The 1,163-nt window shown below is 71.4% G+C and carries 2 protein-coding genes and 1 other annotated feature; both genes read right to left on the bottom strand.

The window, feature by feature from the left end:
* Positions 1-788: IS3 family transposase (locus PKE99_RS37610; protein WP_051738403.1), on the bottom strand; the 788-nt coding region annotated here is incomplete at its 3' end.
* Positions 699-827 (bottom strand) — a sequence feature (AL1L pseudoknot). It overlaps the preceding gene by 90 nt.
* The gene (locus PKE99_RS39675; RefSeq protein WP_037054779.1) at positions 785-1,111 is read right to left on the bottom strand and encodes a transposase; all 327 of its coding nucleotides are present in this window, start codon (positions 1,109-1,111) and stop codon (positions 785-787) included. (Overlaps the previous feature by 43 nt.) The genes PKE99_RS37610 and PKE99_RS39675, both read right to left, overlap by 4 nt.
* Positions 1,112-1,163: the final 52 nt, after the last annotated feature.

The following is a 1,163-nucleotide window of genomic DNA, read 5'->3' on the forward strand; positions in this document are numbered from 1 at the left end:
CCCGGCCGAACCAGTTCGGTCTTGAACAGCCCGTGGAAGCTTTCGGCGAGCGCGTTGTCGTAGGAGTCGCCACGGCTGCCGACCGAGCAGACCGCGCCGGCCTCGGCGAGGCGCTCGGTATAGCGGATCGCCAGGTACTGCACGCCGCGGTCGGAGCGGTGCACCAGCCCGGCCAGGTCGTGTTGCTGCTGCGCACGGCGCCACAGCGCCATCTCCAGGGCGTCGAGGGCCACGTCGGTGCGCAGATGGCGAGCCAGCTGCCAGCCCACCACCATCCGCGAGTAGACGTCGATCACGAACGCCGCGTAGACCCAACCCGACCAGGTCCGCACATAGGTCAGGTCGGCCACCCACAGCCGGTTCGGGCCCGGCGCACGGAACCGGCGCTCGACCAGGTCCGGCCGGGTGTCGCCGGCCGCCGAGCCGGGGGCGGCGACGGTGGTGCGCACCGTCTTGCCGCGCACCGCCCCGCGCAGCCCGAGCTCGCGCATCAGCCGCTCGACCGTGCACCGCGCCACCCGCACCCCCGCCAGCGGGCCCTCCCCCGAGCCGGCCTGGCGATTGAGCGCGGCCCAGATCTTGTCCGCCCCGTAGACCCGGTAGTTGGCCTCGAACACCCGCACGATCTCGGTCTTGAGGACCTCGTCACGGCGGCGCCGCGCCGAGAGCGGCCGAGTCTTGGCCGCGTAGTAGCTGCTCGGGGCGATCGCCACGCCGGCCGCGGCCAGCACTCGGCAGATCGGCTCGACCCCGAACTCGCTGCGATGCCCGTCGATATAGGCGATCACTTGCTCGCGGGGCGGTCGAGCTCCGCCGCGAAGAAAGCCGACGCGCTGCGCAGGATCGCATTCGCCCGCCGCAGCTCGGCGTTCTCCTTCTCCAACGCCCGGATCCGGTCCCGCTCGCTCGTGGTCTGTCCCGGCCGCTGCCCGGCATCGATCTGCACCTGCTTGACCCAGCCGCGCAGCGTGTCCCGGTTGATCCCGAGCTGCTCACCGACCCGACGACACGCCTCGGTCACACTCAGCGCCTCCTCACCAGCAACAAGATCCACGACCAGACGGACCGACTGCTCCCGCATCTGGTCCGGGTACTTCCTCGGCGCTGCCATAGCTCCGACCCTTCCGTGGGTTCAGAGCCTCCACCAGACCCGGGGCGGTTCA

Origin of the sequence: Pseudonocardia halophobica (genome assembly GCF_027922425.1) — a bacterium.
Lineage (GTDB): Bacteria > Actinomycetota > Actinomycetes > Mycobacteriales > Pseudonocardiaceae > Pseudonocardia > Pseudonocardia halophobica.